Source organism: [Collinsella] massiliensis (genome assembly GCF_002161605.1).
In the GTDB taxonomy this organism is placed as follows: Bacteria; Actinomycetota; Coriobacteriia; order Coriobacteriales; family Coriobacteriaceae; genus Enorma.
The window spans coordinates 1-21,208 of record NZ_NFIE01000023.1 but is presented as its reverse complement, the minus strand read 5'-3'; the positions used below and the strand labels follow the sequence as shown (position 1 = coordinate 21,208).

Below are 21,208 nucleotides of genomic sequence, written 5' to 3'. Positions count from 1 at the left end.
AGCAGCGATGGCTGATAATTTGGTGTCAGACACCTTTGTATCACGTCGGGCAACCGCGGATGATCTCGATGCCGTCTGCGCGCTATACGAGGCGGCGTGCCGCGCCATGGCGGGGACGGCGTTCGACATCGAGTGGGTGTGGGGCACCTATCCCACGCGCGACGGGCTCGCCGAGCGCATCACGGCGGGCGAGCTTCTCATCGCCGAGCGCGCGGGGAGCGTCGTCGGTGCCTGCGTCGTCGATAACGCCGACGACCCCACGTATGCGGTCGCGTCCTGGCGCATCGCCGTCCCGCAGCCGCAGGTGGGCGTCCTGCACCTCTTCGTGGTCGACCCTGCTCATCGCGGGGAGGGCATCGCGCCCGTTCTGCTCGACGCCGCGGATGTCGTGGCGCGCGAGCGCGGGTTCGCGACGCTCCGCCTCGATGTGTTCGACAACAACGAGCCCGCCGTGCGCCTCTATGTACGGCACGGCTACGAGGATCGCGGCGTGTTCACCCTGCGCTACGAGGACGGCGTGGTGCACGCCGCACACCTCATGGAACTCGACCTGCGCGGGTAGGGCGGAGATCTGGCTGCTTGAGTTGCGAAATGCAGGATACATGAACGAGGGGCTGTGCTGATTGCACGGCCCCTCTTTTATGTAGAACACATGTTCGTTCTTATCATGAAGAACATGTGTTCGTATTTTGCTATGATTGAATGGACGAACCGGCATGTGGTATAAATAGAACAGCGCTCCACACAAGGAGGGCTGTCTCTTCGCCGGGGGGTGTCCCTCGGCATTTTTATTAGAAGAGGGATGCCCTTATGAAGGAGCTTTCGATTTTCATTGATGAGTCGGGCGATGTCGGATCGTGCTCCGATTACTACTTGGTCGCGTTTGTGTTTCACGATCAGTCGATTGGCATCACTGCAAGCATTGCCCGATATCGCCAGGCACTTTCAGACACCGGTCTTGTCGAGCGGACGTTTCACTTTACTCCGGTTATCCGCGGTCACGAGCAATATGGGCAGGTCGATTTGGACACGCGGAAGAGCTATCTGATGCGCTTTCAGATCTTCGTTGAGAAAACACCCTTTCGTTACATGGTTTTGAGATATAGAAAGCGGGAGTTTTCCAGTGAGTACATGCTTGCGGAGCGCATCGAACGAGAGCTCACGTCGTTCATCAGGGATCGCATCGAGTTCTTTCTGGGATATGACCGTATCAAGATTTACTATGACAACGGGCAGCAAACCGTGAAACATGCCGTTCATCAGGCGATTCATACATGTTTGGCGAGCAGCGCCGCCATCTACCGCAACGCCGTGCCGAAGGACTACTACATGGCGCAGGTGGCGGACTATGTCTGCGGCATCGAGCTCGCCGCGCTGCGCTACGAGCGGCATGCGGACGGAGCGACCGACCGCCGGTTCTTCGGGGATAGGCGCAGCTTCACGAAGAACTACCTCAAGAAGATCCGCAGGAGGCTGCTCTAACATCCGGGTCTGGTGGACGCGGTGGGTCGCGGTGTGCCTGTGGGCATATTGCACGGCCTCGGTAATGTTTGGGTGGCGCGGTATCATTACCCTGCTATGAATGCGCATGCGAGCGAGAGGAGGGGAGCGATGAGGCAAGCGAGCCTGTTCGACGATCTGCCGTGGGACGATACGTCGCGCGTGGCGCCCACGGAGCACAGCGAGCCCGATGCGGCCGCCCCCGGGAGCGGCGCAACAGACGCGCCCGCGTGCTTCGCCTCCGTCCTCGTCGACATCCCCACGCGCTCGCTCACGGAGCCGTTCGCATACGCCGTCCCCGCCGCGCTCGCGGAGCGCGCGCAGGTGGGCTGCGCCGTCCTCGTGCGGTTCGGCAACCGCCCCGCGCTCGGGTACATCCTCGCGTTCGCCCCCGCGCTCAGTGAACTGCCTGGTGCCGCCGGCCTCGACCCCGCGCGCGTGAAACCCATCCGCGACGTTCTCACCGAGCCGCTCTTCAGTTCCGTGTCCGCGCAGGTCGCGCTCTGGATGGCGCGCGAGTACGTGGCGGCGCCCGCTGAGTGCCTGCGCCTCTTCCTGCCGCCCGGCGGCAGCCCGCGCCTGTGCCGGCACGACGACGGATCCTATGAGCTTGAGCGTCCCGCGGCGCATGCGGTCACCGTGCGCTGGGTCTCGCTCACGACCGAGGGCGCCTCGTATGAGCCTCCCGCCCGCGCCACGCGTCAGCGCCAGCTCATGCAAGCGCTCAGCGCGGGGCCGGTCACCACGCGCGAGCTCAACGCTCTCTATACCGACATGTCGCCCGCCATCTGCGCGCTCGAGAAGCGCGGTGTCGTGCAGGTCGAGGAGCGGCGCGCCTGGCGCGGTATCGCCGAGGGCGAGCCCCGGCTCTCGTCCGCGCGCGCGGCGGTGCCCGAGCGCCTGACCGACGGCCAGCAGTCCGCCCTCGCCGCAATCGAGCGCGCACGCGCGGTACCGGAGGGCGCCGTCGTGCTCATCGACGGCGTCACCGGCTCCGGCAAGACGGAGGTCTACCTCTCCGCCATCGAGCGCGTGCTCGCCTCCGGCCGCTCCGCATGCGTCCTCGTGCCTGAGATCTCGCTCACCGCGCAGACGGTCGGCCGCTTCCGCTCGCGCTTCGGCGACGCCGTGGCTGTGTTCCACTCCCGCCTCTCCGCGGGCGAGCGCCTCGACCAGTGGGACATGGTGCGCGCAGGGGCTGCCCGCGTGGTGGTGGGCGCGCGCTCGGCGCTCTTCTGCCCGTATCGCGACCTCGGCATCATCATCATCGACGAGGAGCACGAGCAGAGCTACAAGCAGGGTTCCACCCCACGCTACCATGCCCGCGAGGTCGCCGCGGAGATGGCGCGGCGCCACGGCTGCCCGCTCGTGCTGGGCTCCGCCACGCCGTCCGCCGAGGCGCTCGCCCGCTGCCGGCGCGGGTCGTTCCGAGATATGCCCTGGGAGCGCGTCGAGATGCGCGAGCGCCCCGGCGGCGCCGTGCTGCCGAGAATCGTCGTCGCGGATCTGCGGCGCGAGTTCGCGCGCGGGAGCCGCTCGATGTTCTCCAAGCCGCTCTACGACGCGCTCATGGGCGTGGTCGAGCGCCGCGAGAAGGCCGTGCTGCTCCACAACCGCCGCGGCTTCGCGCCCTTCCTCATGTGCCGCGAGTGCGGCTGCGTCCCCACGTGCGAGCACTGCTCCACGGCGCTCACCTACCACGAGCGCACGCACACGCTCGAATGCCATACCTGCGGGACGGTCTACCGCGTGCAGGCCTACCCCTCGCCCGCGTCGCGCTGCCCGCAATGCGGCAGCCCGTACCTCGCGAAGATGGGCGTGGGCACCCAGCAGGTCGAGGATGCCCTCATCGACCTCTTGCCGAAGGACGTCGCGGTGATCCGCATGGACGCGGACTCGACGCGCGGCAAGGACGGGCACGCGCGGCTCCTCGAGCAGTTCGACGCCGCGGAGTGCGCCGTGCTGCTCGGCACGCAGATGATCGCCAAGGGGCTCGACTTCCCCGAGGTCACGCTCGTGGGCGTCGTGAACGCCGATTACGCCCTCAAGATGCCCGATTTCCGCGCCGGCGAGCGCGCCTACGACCTGCTCGAGCAGGTCGCGGGCAGGGCGGGCCGCGGGGAGCGGCCGGGACAGGTCATCATCCAGACGTACCTGCCGGGCGACCCCGTCATCCGCGCCGTCGCCGCCCATGACCGCTCGATCTTCACCGACCACGACCGCCGGGTGCGCTCGGATGCCCTCTACCCGCCGTACGTGCGGCTCGCGCATGTGGTGGTGAGCGGCAAGGAGCGCGCGGAGGTGGAGCGGCATGTGCGCGCGATCGCGGCGGCGCTCGAGGGCGCCTTCGCGCGTGAAGCGGGCGGTATGGCGCCCGAGCCCGCGGTGGCGCAGCTCGCGGTGCTCACCCGCCCGGTCGTGCTCGGCCCCGCGCCCTGCGTGATCGAGCGCGCCAAGGATCGCTACCGGTTCCACCTGCTCGTCAAATGTCCCACGGCCTACCCCATATCGGATGCCATCGCCGCGGCGCTCGCCGAGGTGGGGGAGCGTCGGGGCTTGAGCGTCGTCGTGGACATCGACCCGTACGACCTCATGTGACCGGTCGCACGCCGTGGCTTCCCGCGCGGCGTCCGGGGTGATTGTACCGATTCCGCCCAGGGGGTCTCGTACCGGCCCGGAGCGGATACAATAGGAGCGTTCAGCAGAGCTATTCCGGGAAGGATTGGTATATGGAGATCAACGGCATCGTGGTGTCGCCCGACCCCCGCTTGCGCCAGGAGTGCGCGCCCATTCAGGCGATCACGCCCGAGGTCATCGCGCTCGCCGAGCGCATGAAGGAGGAGATGTTCGAGAACGGCGGCTGCGGCCTCGCCGCCCCGCAGGTGGGCGAGCTCATCCAGCTCGTCATCATCGACACCGAATACGATTCGCGCGCCACCTACGACCCGATCGTGCTCGTGAACCCGGTGATCGTCGAGCAGTCGGACACGCTCGTCCCCTTCTCCGAGGGCTGCCTCTCAATCCCGGGCATCAGCTGCGAGATCGAGCGGCCCGACCGGGTGGTCGTGGAGGCGTACGACCTCGACGCGAACCTCATGCGCTACGAGGCCGAGGGCGACCTGTTCTGCGTGTGCCTGCAGCACGAGATCGACCACCTGCACGGCATCACGATGTTCGAGCGGCTCGCGCCCGCGCAGCGGATGCGCGCCATGCACGATTACCAGGAGGCGCGCTCGCGCGGAGCGCAGCCGGGCGATACGAATTAGGAGGCAGCATGCGGGTCGTGTTCATGGGCACGCCGGAGTTCGCCGTGCCGTCGCTCCAGGCGCTCGCCGCCGCATATGACGTGGCGCTCGTCGTGACGCGCCCCGACGCCGTGCGCTCGCGCGGCAAGAAGCTCGAGCCCTCTCCGGTGAAGGCCGCGGCGCTCGAGCTGGGGCTTCCCGTGCTGGAGACGGCGCGGATGACACCCGAGGCGCTCGATGCGCTGCGCGGCACCCAGGCGGACGTCTTCTGCGTGGCCGCCTACGGCTGCATCCTGCCCGACGAGGTGCTCACCATGGCGCCCGCCGGTTGCGTGAACGTGCACGCCTCGCTCCTGCCGCGCTGGCGCGGCGCGGCACCCATCCAGCGCTGCATCCTTGCCGGAGATGCTGAGACGGGCGTCTCGATCATGCGGATCGGCCACGGGGTCGACACGGGCGACTACTGCGCCCAGGCATCCTGCACCATCGGGGAAAAGACCGCCGACGAGCTCATGCGCGAGCTCGGCGAGCAGGGCGGAGAGCTCCTCGCCCGCGTCCTGCCCTCCGTGGTGGACGGCACCGCCGTGTGGACGGTTCAGGACGAGTCGCTCGTCACGCATGCGGCGAAGGTGTCGAAGGCGGAGATGCTGCTCGATCCCGCGGCGACCGCCCATGAGAACGCCCTGCGCGTGCGCGCGGCATCCGACGCCGCGCCCGCCCGCTGCTCCGTCGCCGGAAAGCCCGTGCGCGTCCTGCGCGCCCGGGTCGCCTCGGACGCCCCGCGCGTGGCGCCTTCCGCTTTCGAGATCCATGGCAAGCGCCTCTTCCTCGGGTGCGCGGATGGCGCGCTTGAGCTCCTTGAGGTCAAGCCCGATGGCAAACGCGCCATGGACGCCTCCGCATGGGCGGCAGGCCTGCGCGAGCGCACGGGCGCGTGGGAGCGGCTCGCATGATGCCGTCTGCGCCCATGACCGAGCTCTCGCCTGCGCGGCGCGTGGCGCTCGACCTGCTCATCGAACTCGAGGAGAGCGGCGCGTACGCCCGCGATGCGCTCGATGCGTCCCCTGCCGTGCGCATGCTCGATCGCCGGGATGCCGGCCTCGCCACGCGACTCGTGCTCGGGGTGGTGGCGACGTACGGCTGCCTGGACGAGCTCATCGACACCTACTGCGATAAACCTGGCCGCATGAACGCGCGCATCCGGAACGCCCTGCGCATCTCCGCGTTCGAGCTGCTCTATCTGGGGACGGAGCCGCGCGTGGTGGTGAGCCAGGGCGTGGAGCTCGTGCGCACGCGGGCGAAGAGCGCCGCGGGCTTCGCGAACGCCGTGCTGCGCCGCGCCTGCGAGGATCGCGCGCGCTACCTGGACGCTCGGGATATCCGGGAGTCGGACGGTCGCGCCACGGCCGCGCTCTCCCGCCAGGGCGGTCTGCCGGAGTGGCTCGTCGCCGAGTTCGAGACGTCGCTGGGGGCTGCGCGCACGCGGGCGCTTGTGGAAGCGGGGCTCGAGCCCGCGCCCGTGGCTGCCTGCGTGAACCCGCTCGATGCTACCGCGGAGGAAGCGGTCGCGGCCTGCCGCGCATCCGGCGATGCGGCCGCGTGCCCCGCGTTTCCCGGTTGCGTCGCCCCGCTCGAGGCGGCGGGACTCGTCGCGAGCGGTGTGCTGCGACGCGACGGAGCGGTCGTATGCGACCTGAACGCGCAGGTCGTCGCCTGTGCAGCCACCGTGCCGGGCGCTACGCTCGAGGTGGGCGCGGGCCGCGGGACGAAGACCTTCGTCACGGCCGCCACAGCATCGCGCTCCGGCATCGAGCGCACGGCCGTCGCGCTCGAGGTATCGAAGAAGCGCTCGCGCCTGAACCGCCGTCGCATGGAGCGCGCCGGGCTCGCGGAGGGCATCCGGTTCGTGACGGGCGATGGCTGCGACCTCGACGGTGCGCTCGCCGCCCTCGACGCGGAGGCGGGGGAGCGCATGCGCTTCGACTGCGTGCTCGTGGACGCGCCGTGCTCGGGAACGGGGACGATGCGCCGGCACCCCGAGATCCCCTGGCGGCTCGACCCGATTGACATCGACGAGGACCTTCCGCGCCTGCAGCTCGAGCTCCTGACCCAGGCCGCACGTCGCGTGCGCGCGGGCGGGCAGCTCATCTACGCCACCTGCTCCGTGCTCCATCAGGAGAACGCGGATGTCGTGGATGCGTTCCTCGACAGCTCGGCGGGGCGGGGCTTCTCGCTCGAGCCGGTCTCGGGTGCTCCGCTGTTCCAGCGCGGGGAGTTCGCTGAGCTCGCGGCCTATGTGCGCAGCAACGAGAACGCGCGCGGCCTCTTCCAGACGGTGCCCGCCGCAGATGCGTTCGACGGTCACTTCTGCGCCCGCCTCGTGCGCGTGCGCTAGCGAGACAAAAACGCTCCCGATGCAACGGTGACGGGCATCGTTGCACCGGGAGCGTTCGCGGATCGCGCAAACAAAGGGAGTGGTTACTCCTTGTGCGGGCAGTTCTCGCAGGTGTGACCGGAATCGCCGCCCGCGCCCTCGCTCGAGCTCTCGCCCGATCCGGAGGTCGCCTTCGTCGAGGAGCCGCCACCGCGCTGGTCGGTGTTGTAGAAGCCGCTCCCGGCGAACTTGATCCCGCTCGCGGTGAAGACCTTCTCCGCCGGCGCACCGCACGAGGGGCACGTCACCTCGGGATGCTCCATCATGCCGTGCTCGACCTCGAAGACGCTGCCGCAGGACGTGCAGCGGTAATCATAACGTGCCATATCTCACTCCTTGTGAATCGCTTTTTCCACTGGCTACTGTACCCGAAGGCGTCGGTGGTGTGACGAAGTGCGTCAATTCACCATGCCCGTGCGCCCCGTCTCACGCATGAGCGCGGCGAAGGGCGCCTCGGCGGCTTCGATGTCCTCCTCGCAGGCCTGCCAGCTCCAGTTGTGCTCGGTGGTGCCGGGCGTGTTCATGCGGGCGTCCTCGCCCAAGCCGAGCACGTCCTGCAGGGGCATCATGACCACGCCGGCATCGCTCGCGAGCGCCTCGCGCACGAGCTTTGCGGCGAGCTCGGTCGCGGCGGCCTCGTCACCGTCCGTGAACGAGCGCGCGCAGAAGCCGACGAGCGTCTCGGTGTCGTGCGTCGAGGTGTAGAAGACCTTGCCCGGCGCGGGATGCAGCCCCTCGCGCACGTCGTAGTCGCTAAACTCGAGCACGTCCATGCCAGGGAAGCCGCAGGTCGCCATCAGGGAGCGCACGCCGGGGGTGAGCACGCCTAGGTCCTCGGCGATGAAGGGCAGGTGCCCCATGTCCTCCTGGGCCGCGCGGAAGAGCTCGATGCCCGGACCCGCGAGCCAGCGGCCATCCGAGCCGGGGTGCCCGGCGGGGATGCTGAAGTAGTTGTGGAAGCCGATGAAGTGGTCGAGGCGCACGTAGTCGTAGAGGCTGCACGCGCGCGCAAGGCGCGCGCGCCACCATGAGAAGCCGTCGGCGCGCATGCGGTCCCAGCGGTAGGTGGGGTTGCCCCACACCTGGCCGTCGGGCGCGAAGCCGTCCGCCGGGGCGCCCGCGACCTCGACGGGGCGCCCGCCCTCATCGAGGTTGAAGAGCTCGGGGTGCGCCCAGACGTCGGCGGAATCGTCCGAGACGTACATGGGCACGTCGCCGATGATCGCGATGCCGTGCTCGTGCGCGTAGGAGGCCACCGCGCGCCAGGCGGCGTCGAAACGGTACTGGAGGTACGCCTGCACGCGGGCCTCGCGGGCGAAGCGCGCGTCCTTGAGGAGCGCGGGGTCATAGGCGGCGAAGGCTGCCGGCCACTGGGCGCGCGCCGCGCCGCTCATGTACGCCTTCACGGCCATGAACGCGCAGTACGGGTCGAGCCACGCCGCGTTCGCCGCGCGGAAGGCCTGGAAGTCCTCCTCGTCTGCGCCGCCCGCGGCCTCCCATGCCGCGAAATCGGCGCGCAGCTCCTCCTCGGACTCGTCGAGGAGCGCGATGTTCCCCGCGAAGGCGGAGGGGCCGGAGTAGGGCGAGCCGAACGCGTCCACGGGGTTCACGGGCAGGATCTGCCAGTAGCGCATGCCCAGGGCGGCGAGGTGGTCGATGAAGCGCTTCGCGGGCGCGCCGAGCGTGCCCGGGGTTTTATCCACGGTGGGGACGGAGGTGATGTGGCAGACGACGCCCGCGCCCGGCTCGAGGGCGAGCTGGAGGCGCTCCGGTTCGTGGAAGTAGACCACGGCCGAGCCGAACGGCCAGAGGAACACCTCGACGGTGCCGTCCTCGGCCACCTCGATCTGGGTGCCCGAGATCACATCCACCGCGCAGGGACCGAGTGCGGGGATGCGCACCGTGCGGCAATCGGAGCGGCTGCGGTCCACGAGCACGGTCGCCGCCTGCTCATCGGCGCCGGTGCGGGTATAGGCGAGGATATCGCCCTCGCCGCCCTCGGGCGCCCAGGCGCGGATGCTCCCGTCCACCATGAACGGCAGCGCCCGGCGTATGGCCGCGGCGTTTCGGATGATGTCCTGCATGTCGCGGTCGTGGATGTCCTCCTCGAGCGGCATCGTGCGGCGGTTGCCGGGGTCGGAGAGCCCTTCCAGGCAGAACTCGTCGCCGTAGTAGATGGACGGCACGCTGGGGAACGTCATCTGCATGAGCGTCGCGAGCCAGAAACGGCTCTTCGCGAGCCCCATGGCCTCGGGGGAGAGGCGCCAGCGGCCGCGCTCCTCCTCGGGGAGCTGCGATTCGTCCGGGCCGCCGCCGAGCACCGACGCGATGCGCGGACGGTCGTGGCTGCCGAGTAGGTTGAGGCTGCACCGGAGCGCCTCGGGCGGATAGTTCTCGGCGAGGCCCTCGATGCGGTCGGCTGCCTCCTCGGCGGGGATCGCATCGAGCAGGAAGTCGAGCACCATGGAACGGAACGGGTAGTTCATGGCGGCATCGAGCTCATAGCCCAAAAGGTAGTGGCGCGGCTGGCCGTAGCTGATCTTGTTCGAGGCGTCCTCCCACACCTCGCCGATGAGCACGCCGTCGGGCTTCTCGTCGAGCAGCACCTCGCGGATATCGGTGATCATCTGCTCGGTGAGCTCGTCGGCCACATCGAGGCGCCAGCCGCGCGCGCCCGCGCGCGTCCAGTGGCGGATGACCCCCTGCTCGCCCACGATGAGCTTGCGCACGGTGGGGGACTTGAGGTTGAGGTCGGGCATGTTGCCGATGCCCCACCAGCAGGCGTAGCTCCCGTCTGCGTTGAAGCGGTAGGCGTCGCGCCAGGGCGAATCCTCGCCCGCCCAGGCGCCCGGCTCGGGATAGGTGCCGTAGCGGTTGAAGTAGACCGAGTCGTCGCCCGTGTGGTTGAAGACGCCGTCGAGGATGATGGAGATCCCGCGCGCCGCGGCCTCGCGGCAGAGCTCGCGGAAGTCGTCCTCATCCCCGAGCATGGGGTCGATCTTCAGGTAGTCGGCCGTGTCGTAGCGGTGGTTGCTCGCCGCCTCGAAGATGGGGTTGAGGTAGAGGATGGTGATGCCCATGTCGGCGAGGCGGTCGAGGTCGCCCGTGATGCCCTTGAGCGAGCCGCCGTACATGTCCCAGCTCGCGATGGAGCCGTCCGGGTTGCGGTCGTAGACGGGCGGCTCGTTCCAGTCCTCGACGATGCGCCGGGGCACACCTTTGGTGGGGTGCTCGGCAAGCGCCCGCTCGCAGCGCTCGCGCCACGCGGGGTCGCGGCGGTAGCGATCGGGGAAGATCTGGTATACCATGCCCTGCTCGTACCAGGTCGGGCGCACCTTGCGAGGCTTGAAGACGGTGATCTGAAACGACGGGCACTCGGCATGGGTGTACGTCTGGCCGATGCCGCCCGTCTTGCCCTCGGGCGCGCCGAGGTAGAGGCGGCGCGTGCTGTCGGGGGATTCGATGGTGATGTTGAAGCGGTACCACATGAGCGCGGGCTCGGGGCAGCGGAGCGTCGTGGTGTAGCGTCCGTCCTTCCGGCGCTCGAGCCGCTGGATGGTCTCGCCGCGGCCATCGACCCAGACGCGCAGGTCGATGGTGAGCAGGTGCTCCGGGACGTCCTCCGCGCGCACGGAAAGCTCGACCGAGCTTCCCGCCTCGACGGCTCCGAAAGGCGTGCGGTACGCACGGTCGCGGCTGTTATGGATGAAGTTCATGATGTACTGGCCTATCACGTTGCTGAGCTTGTGAAATGAACCAGCATAGTATACAGCAGACGCATAGGCGCGGTGCCGGGATGCATACCGTGATAAAAAGGTGTCTGACACCAATGTATCAGCTAGATGATGCCGTCGAGGTAGTCGCCCAAACACTCTTCAGGCGGGTAGAGCTCGAGGTCGGTTTCCCGGTAGTCCTCATTGTGGAGCACGGTGTCCATCATGTCGGTGCGGACTGGGTCGAAGAGCTCCTCGCGCTGATACTCCCAATCGTCCTCGTCGGGGGCGTACGAGCCGTCCGCCTGCTTGGTGAACGCGAACGACTGCCAGGTGGTATCGATATAGTCTGCGCCCGGCGCATCTCCGTAGTAGAACATCTCCTGCGCCGCCTTGAACACGCGGCCGACCTTCTGCTCGTCGGCGATGTCGCCGCCGCGATCGATGTAGACCTCGATGAGGTATTCGAAGGCCGTTTGGAAATCCGAATGATAGCTGTTGGTGAATTCCACGGATACCGAGGCGGTTCCATCATCGTAGCCGTAGATGCCGACTTCCTCCCACGACATGTCCTCGAGCATCCAGCGCGCGAACTCCTGCGCGTCCACACCCGCATCGTCGAGCGTGTAGCCGAAGACCGCCTCGAAGCGGTCGTTGCACCAATCGGCGAGCTCGTCCACCGCGGCGTCGTCCTGCGCCATGAGCGGGTCGAGGTAGGCGGCGAGCTCGTCGGTCATCTCCTGCTGTTCCGCCTCGGTGAGCTCGATCTCCTCGGGCTCGGACGCGGTGGAGGTCATGTCGTCACTCGTCGTGTCGCTCACGTCGTCCGACTGAACGGCGCGGGTTGTCGTCGTCTGCGACGCCGAGCTCGCGATGAGCGTGAACGCCGAGCAGCCGATCGTCATGAAGAGGACGAGGGCGAGCGCGGAGCAGACGAGCCCGACGAGGCCGCAGATCTTGCCGACCTTCGCCATGACGCTCGCGCCGCCCACCTGGGTATAGGAGCGGGCGAGCATGACGGCGATGATGCAGAGCACGATGCCCACGATGATAGAGGGGCTGAACAAGAGGCCGATGATGCCGCAGACGAGCGATGCGATGGCGAGGTGGTCGTCGGCCGGGCGGGGAGCGTTACCGGGCGCCATGGGTGCGTCCGGCGTGATGGGCGGCGGAACCGTGCCCGTTGCCGCGTCCGAGTGCGCGCCCGCCGGCCCGCTCGGCTCATCCGAGGTGATGGGGTCGGGTTCGGGTGCGTTGATGGGGGAGGGGTCGGCCGCGCCGCGCGGAGCCACCGAGGCGCCGCAGAACGGGCAGAACGTCGCGGAATCGGGCAGTTCATTACCACAGGACGAGCAGAACATAGGGTGCCTCCTATTCCATCGCCTGCCTTCGATTATAGCCAGAGTGAAAGAGCGCGAGGGGCGGGATGCCGCTCGCGCTCTTTTGGTAACGAACGCACCGCCGGGTGGGCGGGTATGTCACAGGGGCCTACGAGCGCTTGCGCGTCGTCCGGCGGGTCGTGCCCTTCGCCTTCACGGCCGAGACCTTGGTCGCGGCGGGTGCGGCGGCATCGGCCTTCTCGGCAGCGGGCTTAGCAGCAGCCGGGGCTGGCTCGGCAGCCTGCTTGACAGCGGGCTTCGCGGGAGCAGCCTTGGCGGGCGCGGTGGCCGGTTCAGCGGCGGGAGCCTTGGGCTCCGCGGCCTTCGCGGGAGCAGCCTTTGCGGTCGTCGTCTTGGGCTCAGCAGCCTTGGTCGCGATCCTCTTCGAGGTGGCCGCAGGCTTCTTGGTCGCGGTCTTCGCGGCCGTCGCCTTGGGTGCGGCAGCCTTCGCGGGCGCTGCCTTGGCCGTTGTCGCCTTGGGCGCAGTCGCCTTCGAGGTGGCCGCGGGCTTCTCAGCGGCCGCCGGCTCCGTGGAGGCCTTGGCCGCAGTGGTCTTGGTGGCAGCCGTCTTCGTCGTGGTCTTGGCCGTGGTCGTCTTCTTCGCCGTCGCGGTCTTCGTCGCGCTCGCCTTCGCGGCCGTGGTCTTCGAAGTGGAGCTCGCCTTCGCCGCAGTCTTCTTGGCAGCGGTGGTCGACTTCGCGGCCGTGGTCTTCGTCGCGCTCTTCGTCGATGCGGCGCTCGCCTTGGTCGCGGTGGTCTTCCGCGTCGTCGTGCGCTTCGTCGCGGGCTTCTTGCCCGCGGGTTTCGCCTCGGGCTCGGGCTCGGCCTCAGTCTCCTGCTTCGCCTCGGCTTCAGCCTTCGGCGCCTCCCCAGCCTTGGGCTCAGCCTTCGGTGCCTCCGCGGCGGGCTTCACCTCGGGCTCGGCCGCATGCTCCTCGACCTTGGCCTCGATCTCGGCCACGGGCTCGGGCGCGGCCTCAAGCTTCGGCTCCTCCACGACCGGCGGGTACGCGTCGGTGTCCGGGCGCAGCCAGCGGTAGAGGTCGATGTAGGCGTGCGCGCTCTTCGCCCAGCTGAAATCGCGCGTCATGGCGTTGTGCACGAGCTTGTCGAACTCGGCGCGGTCGTCCCAGAACAGGCGTGCGCCGCGGAAGACGGCATCGCCCATCTCCTCGCCGTTGAAGTTGGCGAACGAGAAGCCGGTGCCCTCGCCGGTGAACTGGTTGTAGGGCTGCACGGTGTCGCGGAGGCCGCCCGTCTCGCGCACCACGGGCAGGGTGCCGTAGCGCATGGCGATCATCTGCGACAGGCCGCACGGCTCGAAGAGCGACGGCATGAGGAACATGTCCGCGCCGGCGTACATGCGGTGGGAGAGGGCGTTGTCGAACGTGATGCGCGCGGCGCACGTGCCGGGGTACTTGTTGGCGAAGTAGCGCACGGGCTCCTCGTAATCGCCGGTGCCGAGGATGGCCACCTGCACGCCGCCCGAGAGGATGCGATCGAGCGCGTACGTCACGAGGTCCATGCCCTTCTGGCGCGTGAGGCGCGTGATCATGACCATGAGTGGGCGGTCGTCGCGCACCTCGAGGCCCAGCTCCTCCTGGATTGCCCGCTTGCACGCGGCCTTGCCGGACATGTCGTCTACGCTGTAGTTCGCGCAGATCATGGGGTCGGTCGCAGGGTTCCACGCATCGGTGTCGATGCCGTTCAGGATACCCTGGAGCGAGATGGATCGCTCGCGCAGGACCCCGTCGAGGCCCTCGCCGTACTCGGGCGTCTGAATCTCGGCCGCGTAGGTGGGGCTCACCGTGGTGATGGCGTCGGCGTAGTGCAGGCCGCCCAGCATGAAGTTGATGGAGCGGTCATCGCAGCGCAGCTGGCGCGCCGCGTTGGGGATATGCGCGAGGCCCAGGATGTCGTTTAAGATGGCGTCGGAATACTGGCCCTGGAAGGCGATGTTGTGGATGGAGAACACCGTCTTCACGCGCTCGTAGAGCGGCAGCCCCTGGTAGAACTCGCGCAGGAACACGGGAGCGAGCGCGGTGTGCCAGTCGTTGCAGTTCAGCACGTCGCATTGGAAGCCCTCGGGCAGGTGCTGCAGGCTCTCGCAGATGGCCTTCGAGAAGAAGGCGAAGCGCTCGCCGTCATCGAAGAAGCCGTACGGGTAGCTGCGGTTGAAGTAGTGCTCGTTGTCGACGAAGAGGTACGTGACGCCGTCCTGGTCGAGCCGCTCGAGGCCGCAGTACTCGTTGCGCCAGCCCAGGGGCACGTAGAAGTCGCACATGTGCGTCATGCGGCTCTTGTACTCATCCGGGATGCTCGCGTACTTCGGTACCATCACGATGACGTCCGCGCCGGCCTCGACGAGCGCGCGCGGAAGCGACCCTGCGACGTCGCCCAGGCCGCCCGTCTTCACGAAGGGCGCGGCCTCGGCCGCCGCGATGACAATCTGCATTTTCTTTCCTGTCATGGGAACCCCCTAAACAGTTCGAGTACCGGACGCCGGGCGTGGGGCACCCGCCGTCCCAAAACCGCCGCCCGGCAGTACCGGACGGCGGCTTTATTGTAGCGAAGTTTTGCTATGCGGCGCCAATTACCCCATCTGGTTCTTGCCCACGACGAGGATCGAGTCGGGCGTGCCGCGCAGCTCGGTGTTCGCCGGCACCGTGTTGCCCTTGTCGAGGATGGCGTTCTCCACGCGCGCGCCGCTCTTGATGACGCAGGACTGCATGATGATGCTGTTCGTCACGTTCGCACCGCTCTCGACGACGACGCCGCGAGCCAGGATGGAGCCGCGCACCGTGCCCTGGATCTCGCAGCCGGCCGAGATGAGCGAGTTCGTGGCGTTGCTGCCCGTGAAGTACTTCGCCGGCGGCGCGTCGTGCGCCTTCGTCATGATCGGGCGGTCGCGACGGAAGAGCTGGTCGGCAACGTCGGGGTTCAGCAGCTCCATGGAGCGGTCGTAGTAGGTGCGCTCATCGAAGATGCCGATCGCGAGGCCCTTGAACTCGTAGCTGCACACGTCGATGAGGCCGAAGTCGCCGGCGATGGCCTCGAACAGGTCGAGGTAGTCGGCGCTCTGGTAGCGCTCGATGATCTGCAGGAGCAGGTCGCGGTTGACGACGAAGCAGTCGATGAACTTGTTGTCGCCGTACTCGCAGCCCGGCTCGACCTTCTGCACGCGGCCGCGGTCGCCGATGATGAGGCGCGAGCAGTCCGTGTGCTTGCGCTCGGCCTTCACGTACACCATGGTGAGGCCGGCGCCGCTGCGCTCATGCGCGTCGATGATCTCGTCGAGCTCGAGGTTGAAGATGATGTTCGACGCCATCATGACCACGTAGGGCTTGTCGGAGCGCTGGAAGAGCTCCTTGTTGGAGATGATGTCGCGCAGCAGGAAGCGCATGCCCTGCTTCGTGGTGCCGTAGGGGTTGCCCGGGACGGGGAAGAGGCCGCCCTTCTTGCGGTCGAGCATCCAGTCCTTGCCGTGCCCCACATGGTCCAGGATGGAGCGCCAGTTGCCCGGGAGCACGAGCCCCACGGTGCGGATCCCCGCGTTCGCCATGTTGGAGAGCGGGAAGTCGATGAGGCGGTAGCGGCCGATGAACGGGACGGAGGCGATGGAGCGGTTCTCGACGAGCGCGCTCTTCTCCGTGCCGGCGTAGTTAGCGGTGATGTAGCCGATGGCCTTGTTGTTAATCATCGGTTCATTCCCCCTTCCCGATAACGACGTCGTTTCCAACGACGGCCGTATCCTTCGTGGTGTCGACGGAGCCGAGCTTCACGCCCTCCTCGACGACGGCGTTCTCGCCCAGGATGGCGCGGCTCACGTACGCGCCGCTCTTCACCACGGCGCCGGGCAGCAGCACGGAGTCCTCGACCACGGCGCGCTCGCCCACGACGGCGTCCGTGGAGATGATGGAGTGGCGCACGGTGCCCAGGATGCGGCAGCCGTTCGAGATGAGGCAGTCGTCCACGCGGCCGTCCGGGCCGATGTAGTGCGGCGGGCGCGTGAGGTCGTTCGACATGACGGGCACGGTCTTGTCGAACAGGTCGAAGGCCGGGTTCTGCCCGAGCAGGTCCATCGAGGTCTCGTGGTAGCTCGCGATGGTGCCCACGTCGCGCCAGAAGCCGTGGAACTCGTGGACGAAGAGGCGCTTGCCGTCGGCGAGGGCGCCGGGGATGATGTCGCCGCCGAAGTCGTGGCTCGAGCGCTGGTTCACCGCGTCGTCCTCGAGCGTCTTGATGAGGAAGTCGGCGGTGAAGATGTAGATGCCCATCGAGGCGAGGTTGGACTCGGGCTTCTCGGGCTTCTCGTCGAAGCGCGTGATGCGGCCATCGGAGTCGGCGGTGAGGATGCCGAAGCGGCTCGCTTCCTCCCACGGCACGGGCATGACGGCGATGGTGAGGTCGGCGCCGTTGGCGATATGCGAATCGAGCATGGCGCGGTAGTCCATGCGGTAGAGCGCGTCACCGGAGAGGATGAGCACGTACTCCGGGTCGTGCGACTTGATGTAATCGAGGTTCTGCGTCACCGCGTCGGCGGTGCCGGCGTACCACGCGCCGCCCTCCTGGGTGGCGTACGGCGGCAGGATCGAGACGCCCGCGCCCTTTTCGTCCAGGTCCCAGGCGCTGCCCGACCCCAGGTAGGCGTGCAGCTGGTAGGGGCGGTACTGGGTGAGGACGCCCACCGTGTCGATGCCGGAGTTCGCGCAATTCGACAGCGTGAAGTCGATGATGCGGTACTTCCCCCCGAACGAGACCGCGGGCTTCGCGATCTTCGACGTGAGCGCGCCGAGCCTGCTTCCCTGCCCACCGGCGAGGAGCATGGCGATGCATTCCTTCTTGCTCATCGTGTGTTCCCTTCAGAATCCGTGCAGATTTCCCTTCTAGCCCGGGGATGCCGCCCCGGAGGTCCCATTACGTCGTCGTGGCCTGTCCTTACATCACGCTCCCCAGATTTCGTCGCGGTACTCGCGGATGGTGCGGTCGCTCGAGAACCAACCGGAGCACGCGGTGTTGTGGAGCGCCCTGCGGTTCCAATCCATGCGATCGGAGTAGCCCTGCGTGAGCTCCTCCCATGCCTGGACGTAGGAGGCGAAGTCCTTCATGACGAGGTCATGGTCGTTGCCGTTCATGAGCTCGTTGTAGATGCTCTCGAAGTTGCCGGAGAGGGCGGCGAACGTGTCGTCGGTGAGCTCGTCGATCACGCGGCCCAGGCGGTCCGGGTCGGCGTTGTACATGTCCCAGGCGAAGTGCATGCCGCTCGCGCGCAGCTCGTCGACCTCGGGGGCGGTGAGGCCGAAGATCTTCTCGTTCTCCGCGCCGGCGAGGTTCACGATCTCGATGTTCGCGCCGTCCATGGTGCCGAGCGTGATGGCGCCGTTCATCATGAGCTTCATGTTCGAGGTGCCCGAGGCCTCCATGCCGGCCGTGGAGATCTGCTCCGAGATCTCGGCGGCGGGGTAGATGAGCTGGGCGTTCGAGACGCGGAAGTTGGGGATGAAGCAGACCTTCATAACCTCGTTCACGCGCGGGTCGTTGTTCACCACGTTCGCGACCGAGTTGATGAGGCGGATCGTCTCCTTGGCGAAGGTGTAGCTCGAGGCGGCCTTGCCCGAGAAGATGAACGTCGTGGGCGCCACGCGGAAGTTCGGGTCGGCGATGCGGCGGTTGTAGATATCCATCACCTTGAAGATGTTGAGCAGCTGGCGCTTATAGGCGTGGAAGCGCTTGACCTGCACGTCGAAGATCGAGTTCGGGTCGATGGCAAGGCCGCACTCGCGCCGCACGTAGTTGGCGAGGCGCACCTTGTTCTCGTGCTTCGACGCGCCCACGCGCTCGAGGAAGGCCGGGTCGCCCTCGAAGGCCTCGAGCTTGGAGAGCTCTGCGGCGTCGTCGAGCCAGCCCGTGCCGATCGCCTCGGTGATGAGCTTCGCGTAGGAGGGGTTCGCCTCGGCAAGAAAGCGGCGGGGCGAGATGCCGTTCGTCTTGTTGTTGAACTTCTGCGGGGTGAGGGCGTAGAAGTCCTTGAGCGTCTCGCGCTCGAGGATGTCGGTGTGGAGCTTGGCCACGCCGTTCACCGAATGGCTGCAGATCACCGAGAGGTTCGCCATGCGCACCTCGCCGTCCCACAGGATCGCCGTCTGGCGCAGACGGTCCTGCCAGCCGTCCTGGCTGCGGTCGAAGGCGGCGTTGTAGCGGCGGCTGATCTCGTCGATGATCTGGTACACGCGCGGCAGGAGCTTCGAGAACGTGGAGATGGGCCACTTCTCGAGCGCCTCGGGAAGGATCGTGTGGTTGGTGTAGGAGATGGTCTTCGTGGTGATGTCCCACGCCTCGTCCCACTCGAGGTTCTCCTCGTCCACGAGCACGCGCATGAGCTCGGGGCCGCACATGGCGGGGTGGGTGTCGTTCGTGTGGATGGCGACGTACTGGGGCAGGAGCTTCCAGTCCGAGCCGTGCTCCTTGCGGAACGTGTCGAGCACGCTGTTGATGCCCGCGGCCACGAAGAGGTACTCCTGCTTCAGGCGGAGGAGCCGCCCGTGCTCGCCCGCGTCGTTGGGGTAGAGGATGGCGCTGATGGCCTCCGCCTCGGCGCGGTGCGCCTGAGCCTTGGCGTAGTCGCCCGCGTTGAAGGCGTCGAGGTCGAACTCCTCCTCGACCGGCTCGGCGCTCCACACGCGCAGCTTGTTGACGGTGTTGCCGCCGTAGCCCACGACCGGGATGTCATAGGGGACGGCGAGCACGTCGTCGGTGCCCTCGGTGTGGTAGCGCATGCGGCCGTTCTCCTCGGTGCCCACCACGTGGCCGCCGAAGCCGATCCGCACGGCCTTGTCCTGGCGGCGGACCTCCCACGGGTAGCCGTGGACGAGCCAGTCGTCGGTGGTCTCGTGCTGCGCGCCGTTCACGATCTCCTGCTTGAAGAGGCCGTAGCGGTAGCGCATGCCGTTGCCGTAGCCGGCGATGCCCTCGTGGGCCATGGAGTCGAGGAAGCAGGCGGCGAGGCGGCCGAGGCCGCCGTTGCCGAGCGCCGGATCCGGCTCGTACTCCTCGAGCGTCTCGAGGTTGGAGCCCATCTCCTTGAGCGCCTCGGCCACGAGGTCGCGCACGCCGAAGTTGATGAGGTAGTTATCGAGCAGGCGGCCGATGAGGAACTCGATGGAGAAGTAGTACACGCGCTTCTGGCCGGTGTCGTGCACGCGCTTCTCGGTCTCGGTCTGGACGGAGCGGGCCTTGCTCGCGACGAGCTTCACGAGCGCCTGGAAGCGGTCGAAGTCGCTCGTCATCTCGAAGGGCTTGCCCGACAGCGACGTGACCGACGATAGGTAGAGCTCTTTGAACTCCTCCTTGCTTTCAAAGATCCTGTTCATAACGTCCTTTCTTTCTTGGTTGATCGTTTCTTGGGTGGGCAGGTACGAGGCCTACGGTTGCTCGGTGGGATCGGTGATGGGGGCGAGCTTGTGCTTGCTGCGACGGCGCCTGGGCTTCGGCGGCACGAAGGTGCTTCTGCCCACGCGCTTGAGCACGAGGCCGGCGAGGCCGGGCAGGGCGATGGTCAGCTGGTCGCCGCAGCCGTTCCACGGGTAGGGGGCGCTCATGTAGCTCGCGTTGTCCGTGAAGCCGCTGCCGCCGTACTCGGGCTCGTCGGTGTTGAAGATGACCTTCCACTCGCCCTCGGTGGGGACGCCCACGTTGAAGCGCTCGTAGGAGGCGGGATTGAAGTTGATGACGATCACGAGGTCGTCGGCCGGGTCGTCGCCGTGGCGCACGAAGGAGATGATCGACTGCTGGGCGTCGTCGGCGTCGAGCCAGGTGAGGCCGTCCGGGGTGTAGGCGTGCTGCCAGAAGGCGGGCTCATCGCGGTAGAGGTGGTTGAGGGCGCGGATGAACTGCTGGTGCCGCGCGTTCACGGCGTAGCGCTCGGTGAGGAACCACTCGATCGACTCGTAGTAGCGCCACTCGATGCCCTGGGCGATCTCATTGCCCATGAAGTTCAGCTGCGCGCCGGGGTGCGCGGCTTGGTAGAAGGCGAGGGTGCGCAGGCCCGCGAACTGGCGCCACCAATCGCCGGGCATGCGGCCCAGAAGCGAGCACTTGCCGTTCACCACCTCGTCGTGGGAGAGCGGCATGATGAAGTTCTCGCTGAAGGCGTAGTGGAACGTGAACGTGAGCATGCCGTGGTTGCCCGGGCGCCAGGGGAAGTCGGTCTGCATGTAGTGCAGCGTGTCGTTCATCCAGCCCATGTCCCACTTGTAGTGGAAGCCCAGGCCGTTGTTCTCCTCCGGCGGCAGGGTCACGCCCGGCCAGGCGGTCGATTCCTCGGCAATCATCATGACGTCGGGGAACTCGCGGCCCACGGTGGTGTTCACCTGCTGGATGAAGCTGATGGCGTCGAGGTCGCCCTCGTCGCCGTACTTGTTGAACTTCTTGAGGCGCGGGTCGTCCACGCCGAAGTTCAGGTAGAGCATGCTCGAGACGCCGTCCATGCGCAGGCCGTCGGCATGGAAGACCTCGAGCCAGAAGAGCGCGTTGGACACGAGGAAGCTGCGCACCTCGCCGCGGCCGAAGTCGAACTTGTGGGTGCCCCAGTTGGGGTGCACCTCGCGCTCGAAGAGCATCTGGCCGTTGAAGTTCGCGAGCCCCTCGTCGTTGGCGCAGAAGCCGCCCGGTACCCAGTCGAGGATGACGCCGATGCCGGCCTGGTGGCAGGCGTCGACGAAGTGCATGAACTGCTTCGGCGTGCCGTAGCGCGCCGTGGCCGCGTAGTAGCCGGTGCCCTGGTAGCCCCAGGAGCCGTCGAAGGGGTGCTCCATGACGGGCATGACCTCGATGTGCGTGTAGCCCATGTCGCGCACGTAGTCGACGAGCTCAACCGAGAGGTCGTCGTAGGTGTAGAACGTGCCGCGCTGGGCGGGGACTGTCTCTTTATACACATCT

Annotated in this window: 14 protein-coding genes; 6 read left to right on the top strand and 8 right to left on the bottom strand. The window is 67.4% G+C overall.

The genetic code is table 11. The annotated features are described in order from the left end of the window. Positions 1–7 precede the first annotated feature (7 nt). The 6 genes from B5G02_RS09060 (at position 8) to B5G02_RS09035 (ending at position 7,140) form a co-directional block, all read left to right on the top strand. Positions 8–562 (top strand): GNAT family N-acetyltransferase, encoded by a 555-nt coding sequence (locus B5G02_RS09060; RefSeq protein ID WP_094335980.1) that lies wholly within the window; start codon positions 8–10, stop codon positions 560–562. 248 nt (positions 563–810) lie between these two features. Then, positions 811–1,482, top strand: a complete 672-nt coding sequence (locus tag B5G02_RS09055; protein WP_094335979.1) for a DUF3800 domain-containing protein — start codon at positions 811–813, stop codon at positions 1,480–1,482. Positions 1,483–1,611: 129 nt separating this feature from the next. After that, positions 1,612–4,098 (top strand): replication restart helicase PriA, encoded by a 2,487-nt coding sequence (gene priA / locus B5G02_RS09050; protein WP_094335978.1) that lies wholly within the window; start codon positions 1,612–1,614, stop codon positions 4,096–4,098. A 131-nt stretch (positions 4,099–4,229) separates the two neighbouring features. Beyond that, complete coding sequence (gene def, locus B5G02_RS09045) at positions 4,230–4,766, top strand: peptide deformylase (RefSeq protein ID WP_094335977.1); 537 nt, start codon at positions 4,230–4,232, stop codon at positions 4,764–4,766. Positions 4,767–4,774: 8 nt separating this feature from the next. Beyond that, positions 4,775–5,698, top strand: a complete 924-nt coding sequence (fmt, locus tag B5G02_RS09040; protein ID WP_094335976.1) for a methionyl-tRNA formyltransferase — start codon at positions 4,775–4,777, stop codon at positions 5,696–5,698. Continuing rightward, positions 5,695–7,140 (top strand): RsmB/NOP family class I SAM-dependent RNA methyltransferase, encoded by a 1,446-nt coding sequence (locus B5G02_RS09035; RefSeq protein WP_094335975.1) that lies wholly within the window; start codon positions 5,695–5,697, stop codon positions 7,138–7,140. Before fmt ends, B5G02_RS09035 begins: the two co-directional genes overlap by 4 nt. Positions 7,141–7,223: 83 nt before the next feature. On the opposite strand, the gene B5G02_RS09030 is transcribed toward B5G02_RS09035, so the two are convergent. The 8 genes from B5G02_RS09030 to glgB form a co-directional block, all read right to left on the bottom strand. After that, positions 7,224–7,505, bottom strand: coding sequence for an FmdB family zinc ribbon protein (locus tag B5G02_RS09030; protein ID WP_094335974.1), 282 nt, complete (start codon positions 7,503–7,505; stop codon positions 7,224–7,226). A gap of 72 nt (positions 7,506–7,577) precedes the next feature. Beyond that, positions 7,578–10,895 (bottom strand): 4-alpha-glucanotransferase, encoded by a 3,318-nt coding sequence (locus B5G02_RS09025; RefSeq protein ID WP_094335973.1) that lies wholly within the window; start codon positions 10,893–10,895, stop codon positions 7,578–7,580. Positions 10,896–11,017: 122 nt separating this feature from the next. Beyond that, on the bottom strand, positions 11,018–12,253 hold the full coding sequence (locus B5G02_RS09020) for a zinc-ribbon domain-containing protein (protein WP_094335972.1): 1,236 nt from the start codon (positions 12,251–12,253) through the stop codon (positions 11,018–11,020). Between the two features lie 127 nt (positions 12,254–12,380). Beyond that, positions 12,381–14,741, bottom strand: a complete 2,361-nt coding sequence (gene glgA / locus B5G02_RS09015) for a glycogen synthase GlgA (RefSeq protein WP_241146214.1) — start codon at positions 14,739–14,741, stop codon at positions 12,381–12,383. A gap of 123 nt (positions 14,742–14,864) precedes the next feature. Further along, the gene (gene glgD / locus B5G02_RS09010) at positions 14,865–15,971 is read right to left on the bottom strand and encodes a glucose-1-phosphate adenylyltransferase subunit GlgD (RefSeq protein WP_094335970.1); all 1,107 of its coding nucleotides are present in this window, start codon (positions 15,969–15,971) and stop codon (positions 14,865–14,867) included. Positions 15,972–15,975: 4 nt separating this feature from the next. Next, complete coding sequence (locus B5G02_RS09005; RefSeq protein ID WP_019238430.1) at positions 15,976–17,121, bottom strand: glucose-1-phosphate adenylyltransferase; 1,146 nt, start codon at positions 17,119–17,121, stop codon at positions 15,976–15,978. A 93-nt stretch (positions 17,122–17,214) separates the two neighbouring features. Continuing rightward, positions 17,215–19,641, bottom strand: coding sequence for a glycogen/starch/alpha-glucan phosphorylase (locus tag B5G02_RS09000; RefSeq protein WP_094335969.1), 2,427 nt, complete (start codon positions 19,639–19,641; stop codon positions 17,215–17,217). Between the two features lie 51 nt (positions 19,642–19,692). Continuing rightward, positions 19,693–21,208 (bottom strand): 1,4-alpha-glucan branching protein GlgB (glgB, locus tag B5G02_RS08995; protein ID WP_143758305.1); only part of this gene is annotated, 1,516 nt, incomplete at its 5' end.

What these genes read in the sequence shown, in the direction of transcription:
- B5G02_RS09060 (WP_094335980.1), top strand. Translation starts at nt 8, where the DNA reads ATGGCTGATAATTTGGTGTCAGACACCTTTGTATCACGTCGGGCAACC.
- B5G02_RS09005 (WP_019238430.1), bottom strand. Translation starts at nt 17,121, where the DNA reads ATGAGCAAGAAGGAATGCATCGCCATGCTCCTCGCCGGTGGGCAGGGA.
- def (WP_094335977.1), top strand. Translation starts at nt 4,230, where the DNA reads ATGGAGATCAACGGCATCGTGGTGTCGCCCGACCCCCGCTTGCGCCAG.
- B5G02_RS09000 (WP_094335969.1), bottom strand. Translation starts at nt 19,641, where the DNA reads ATGAACAGGATCTTTGAAAGCAAGGAGGAGTTCAAAGAGCTCTACCTA.
- B5G02_RS09035 (WP_094335975.1), top strand. Translation starts at nt 5,695, where the DNA reads ATGATGCCGTCTGCGCCCATGACCGAGCTCTCGCCTGCGCGGCGCGTG.
- glgA (WP_241146214.1), bottom strand. Translation starts at nt 14,741, where the DNA reads ATGACAGGAAAGAAAATGCAGATTGTCATCGCGGCGGCCGAGGCCGCG.
- glgD (WP_094335970.1), bottom strand. Translation starts at nt 15,971, where the DNA reads ATGATTAACAACAAGGCCATCGGCTACATCACCGCTAACTACGCCGGC.
- B5G02_RS09030 (WP_094335974.1), bottom strand. Translation starts at nt 7,505, where the DNA reads ATGGCACGTTATGATTACCGCTGCACGTCCTGCGGCAGCGTCTTCGAG.
- fmt (WP_094335976.1), top strand. Translation starts at nt 4,775, where the DNA reads ATGCGGGTCGTGTTCATGGGCACGCCGGAGTTCGCCGTGCCGTCGCTC.
- priA (WP_094335978.1), top strand. Translation starts at nt 1,612, where the DNA reads ATGAGGCAAGCGAGCCTGTTCGACGATCTGCCGTGGGACGATACGTCG.
- B5G02_RS09025 (WP_094335973.1), bottom strand. Translation starts at nt 10,895, where the DNA reads ATGAACTTCATCCATAACAGCCGCGACCGTGCGTACCGCACGCCTTTC.
- B5G02_RS09055 (WP_094335979.1), top strand. Translation starts at nt 811, where the DNA reads ATGAAGGAGCTTTCGATTTTCATTGATGAGTCGGGCGATGTCGGATCG.
- B5G02_RS09020 (WP_094335972.1), bottom strand. Translation starts at nt 12,253, where the DNA reads ATGTTCTGCTCGTCCTGTGGTAATGAACTGCCCGATTCCGCGACGTTC.